Source organism: Vibrio sp. 10N.261.52.A1 (assembly GCF_002876325.1).
Classification (GTDB): domain Bacteria; phylum Pseudomonadota; class Gammaproteobacteria; order Enterobacterales; family Vibrionaceae; genus Vibrio; species Vibrio chagasii.
This window is the reverse complement of record NZ_MCYD01000795.1, coordinates 1-4,358: the sequence shown is the minus strand read 5'-3', so window position 1 is coordinate 4,358 and position 4,358 is coordinate 1. Positions and strand designations below refer to the sequence as shown.

Genomic DNA, 4,358 nt, shown 5'->3' with positions numbered 1-4,358 from the left:
TAAGTGAGTTTTTTGTGATGAGTCATCAGTAAATGTGTTGTTTTGCCAGTTTAGAAACTGATTTAAAATTTAAATAAAAAGCCCCACAACTGAAGGGCTTAACATAAAGGCCAAAACTGACTAATCGTTAACGTGATCCACAGCATCTCGCACTAGTTTACCAAGCTCGTCCCACTTACCTTCGTCGATAAGGTTAGTTGGTACCATCCAAGTACCGCCACATGCTAATACAGAAGGAATAGAAAGGTACGCGTCTACATTTTTCAAGCTAACACCGCCAGTAGGCATGAACTTAACCGGATACACGGCCGTTAAGGCTTTGAGCATTGCTGTGCCACCTGAAGGCTCAGCCGGGAAAAATTTCAGCGTGCGGAGACCCATTTCCATTGCTTGTTCAACAAGGCTTGGATTGTTCACTCCCGGCACGATTGCAACCCCCTTGTCGATACAGTGTTGCACGGTACGAGGGTTGAAACCTGGGCTAACGATGAAATCAACACCCGCATTAATAGATGCGTCTACTTGCTCTGTAGTCAGTACAGTACCCGCGCCGATCAACATGTCCGGATACGTTTTACGCATGATAGAAATCGCTTCGATAGCACATTCTGTTCGCAGCGTGATCTCCGCACATGGCATTCCGTTTTCAACTAGTGCCTTGCCTAAAGGGATGGCATCTTCAGCGCGGTTGATGGCGATTACAGGGATTACTTTCAGGTTTGCTAACTGTGCATTCAAGGTTGTCATAAATTAGTTCCCACTATAGCGGTGGGTTTGCTTCAGGCTAAGCAAACCCCTGATTATTAAACAAAGTACTTAATTATAAGAGTAGGTCAGTGACGGCATCTAGGAGAGTGCGCTGTCTTGCATGGTAAGTCACGTTTTATAATTTGAGCGAAGTTCTGATATTTGGCGTTAGTAGATAAAACGTGAAAGTATTAAATAGGAAGGCAATACGAGCATTCAAAAGTTAGTAAACGAATGCTCGTTGGTTTCAGGTTAGGTTGTATACGCTAACGCGGTGAGCGTTGTTATATCCTCTCAACAATGACAGGAATTAGCTTTGTGTAGGCATCCAAACTTGTTTAGATGTGACCTGGTGATCTTTAAAGGTCACTTCTTCTACTTTATCCCCGTTGAGGTTCCAGCGGGTCAATTTGCCGTTGGCGATTTCGCCATCATCGAATTTTGCTTCTGTCGCTTTATTGCCATTCGTGTAGTAGTCGGTCACCAAGCCATCTTTTAGCCCTTCACTGTACTCTGCAGTTAGGCTCTTTTCGCCATTTGGATACCATCGAGTTGCGACGCCCGAAAGTTCGTTGTCTTTGTAGTTTAGCTCGGCTTTTTTCTGCCCATTCGGATACCAAGTTTCTGCTTTACCTTGCAATTGACCTTTGACGTAATTCACTTTGGAAGCGATCTGTCCATTTGGATACCAATTGGTTTCTAACCCAAGCTCCAGACCATCGGCAAACTGGGCTTGAGTAGCGATCTGACCGTTATCGAACTTTTCTTCAAATTGACCGGTAAAGGGCTTTGAGTGGTTTACTTGATAAGCCACGCCTTTACGCATCTGCAAATAGTCTACAGCATCTTCACGTGGGGTCGCTGCGTAACTCATTGAGGACATCGTACTAAGAGCAATCAATATTGGGATGTATTTCTTCATAATGACACCTTTTTATTGGACGGGAGGAAAGTGTAACCAATGTGTTAACAGCATTTCACTTCTCGTAACTACTGTCAGTATCTATTACTGGGTTTCAAGTTTTCATTATTGAAGGCAACGGGAACGGAACTTTTTGAAGTGAATTTTGACATAGGGGCTCGTCTGAAACTGATCCAGTTCACCTACGGAGTTACGAAGAGGTTCCGGACAGATGGTAGATGCAGACAGGACGCAAGGTTGAGCTTTGCACTATGATTTGTATTTATGCAGAAGATCCCAAGGGATGTGGCATAAGTGATGATCTTCAGGGAAGTGACTCAAATGATGTTGGTGAATATCGTCGCTGGCAACATAGTGGGTCAATGGCAACACCTCTACGGCGATGCGCTCGGCGTCTTCACGTGATGCGATATAGTGTTTTGCTTCAGTTAAGTGTTTGGCTTCAGTGCTGTACACGCCAGTGCGATACTTTTCTCCTACATCAACACCTTGTTTATTGACGCTGTAAGGATCAATGATCTCAAAAAGGTGGCCCACTAGCGCCGTTACTGAGGTGAGGTTTGGGTCAAATTCAATTTGTACACACTCTGCGTAGCCATCGTATTCGCTTGGTTTGCTTTGGTTATCCTTTATTTGAGAACGTCCATTAGCACGACCTGCTTCTGTGCTTATCACTCCGGGCACATACTTAATGAACTCTTGTACGCCCCACAAGCAACCACCCGCTAAATAAATTTGTTCCATACTTCTTTTTGAGCTCTCTGAGTTTTTGTTCGATGGTTTTGATTTATAGCTTAAACCGTAATAGTAGATTGGAGCCTATATCAATACGCGATAGACGTGTATGTACTAAAATAAGCTCATAAAAACAAACGCCTAAGCATTGCAAATCGTCGTAGATGAACAAATGTAAGTTGAATGCGATATCAAGATTATATAGGTCATCGCTACTTGTCACCAACCCGAACCTCAACATCAGTGAGAGTTAACCGAATCATGTTTGAACAAGTCAAAGACTTCATTAACCCGAGCAAGAATCCTGACCTAACTCAGGCACACGAATATCAACGTAAACATTTGCCAACCTTGTGGCTGCTCGGCAAAACGGGTGCAGGTAAATCATCGTTTATTCAAGCGGTCACGGGTGATTCTTCGGTGGAAGTCGGAAACGGATTTGCACCATGTACCATGACAGCAATGTCGTATGCTTTCCCTCAAGACAAACCTGTGATGCGCTTTCTTGATACTCGTGGTTTGGGTGAAGCGGATTATGACCCCGACGAAGACCTAAGAGAAATTGGTCAAGCGGGTAATGCGTTAGTGGTGGTAATGAAAGCGGATGAGCCAGAGCAATCGGCGGTACTGTCTGCACTCAAACAGATTAAGAAGCAAAAGAAGATTAAGCACTTGCTCCTCGTTCATACAGCGGTGTTGTCTTCTCAAGAACCAGACCGCGTAAGGCAAGTTCAATTTAACACTCAACAAGTAGAGAAGGTTTGGGGCAAAGGCTTTGAATCAGTCGCGGTTGATTTTGAGAGCGACAATGATGATGTCTACAACCTCGAATTATTGTTAGAACGGTTGACCAGCATACTTCCTGTTATAGGGATGATGGTGCAAGACAAAGAACACGCTACGCAAGAAGAAGCCAACTTTGACAAGGTTGAAAATGAAGTGCTTTGGTATGCGGGAAGTGCAGCGGCTAGCGACTTAGTTCCAGGCGTGGGCTTGGTGTCTGTGCCTGCTATTCAAGCGAAAATGCTTCACAGTTTAGCTAACCAATATGGGGTTGAGTGGAATAAGCGAGTCTTTAGTGAACTTATTGGTACTTTAGGGAGTAGCTTTGCGGTGCAATATGGAGTGAAGCTTGGCACTCGGCAATTGGTTAAGTTGATACCTGTGTATGGGCAAACGGTTGGCGTCGTTGCTGCTGCAGCAATGAGTTTTGGTACCAGTTATGGCCTTGGCCGAGCGGCATGTTACTACTTTTATCACAAGAACAGAGGCGAAGAAGTTTCTGAACAAGAGATGCAAAAAATCTATAAAGAATCCCTGAAAAAAGGTAAGGCAGCGTCGGGCTATGAAGAAAATTAAGAACTTATTTCGATTGCTCGCCGTGTTGTCGAGTGGGCGTTGGGGGATCGCTCTGATTTCGGCGATCTTCCCGAGCATCATCATGATGGGCTTTGGTCTGTTCTTGGCAATCAAGTATGGTTATCTACTGGAAATGTCGATAGCGATTGCTGTGAGTACCTTGCTGTTCACGATTCCGTTATACATCTCTAGCCGTTCTTCACGCAATTCGACCAACAGTGATGCGGAAACAAATACAAAAGATGAAGCCAAAACGGAGTATTCAAGTCACAACATCGACGATGCGTTGGTCAAAGCGTCAAATGAATGGTCTCAAGCTGAACTGTCGATCTGGAACGACTCGAAACATTACGTTCGTCAACAATTGGTCGATGATATTGAGTGGGGTAATATAGACCAAACTGGTTTGCAGGTACTGGAGTTCGTCGCCAAAAAGTTTGGTAAGAAGTCGCTCGATTTTTCAATTCCAGAAGGGCTCAAGCTGTTTGAAGAGGTAAGCCGTCGTTACAAAGTGGTGGTAAAAGAACACATACCGGGTATTGAGTACCTTAAGGTTTCTTACATCAAGGCAGGCTACGAAGCCTATGATAAATAT

At 44.3% G+C, this 4,358-nt stretch carries 4 protein-coding genes and 1 pseudogene; 2 read left to right on the top strand and 3 right to left on the bottom strand.

Translation table 11 applies throughout. The annotated features are described in order from the left end of the window. Positions 1–120: 120 nt before the first annotated feature. From BCT81_RS16660 to BCT81_RS16650, 3 genes are all read right to left on the bottom strand, one after another. Positions 121–747: a bifunctional 4-hydroxy-2-oxoglutarate aldolase/2-dehydro-3-deoxy-phosphogluconate aldolase gene (locus BCT81_RS16660; RefSeq protein ID WP_102425167.1), complete on the bottom strand. Its 627-nt coding sequence runs from the start codon at positions 745–747 to the stop codon at positions 121–123. A gap of 310 nt (positions 748–1,057) precedes the next feature. Beyond that, positions 1,058–1,669 (bottom strand): toxin-antitoxin system YwqK family antitoxin, encoded by a 612-nt coding sequence (locus BCT81_RS16655; protein ID WP_063522221.1) that lies wholly within the window; start codon positions 1,667–1,669, stop codon positions 1,058–1,060. 249 nt (positions 1,670–1,918) lie between these two features. Further along, complete coding sequence (locus tag BCT81_RS16650) at positions 1,919–2,413, bottom strand: peptide-methionine (S)-S-oxide reductase (RefSeq protein WP_102425166.1); 495 nt, start codon at positions 2,411–2,413, stop codon at positions 1,919–1,921. Between the two features lie 252 nt (positions 2,414–2,665). Between BCT81_RS16650 and BCT81_RS16645 the strand changes: the two genes are divergently transcribed. Further along, a complete protein-coding gene (locus BCT81_RS16645) occupies positions 2,666–3,763 on the top strand; it encodes a GTPase (protein ID WP_102425165.1) in 1,098 nt (365 codons plus the stop codon). Further along, positions 3,750–4,358: pseudogene (locus BCT81_RS16640) on the top strand (GTP-binding protein); the annotation flags it as partial. The gene BCT81_RS16645 and the pseudogene BCT81_RS16640, both read left to right, overlap by 14 nt.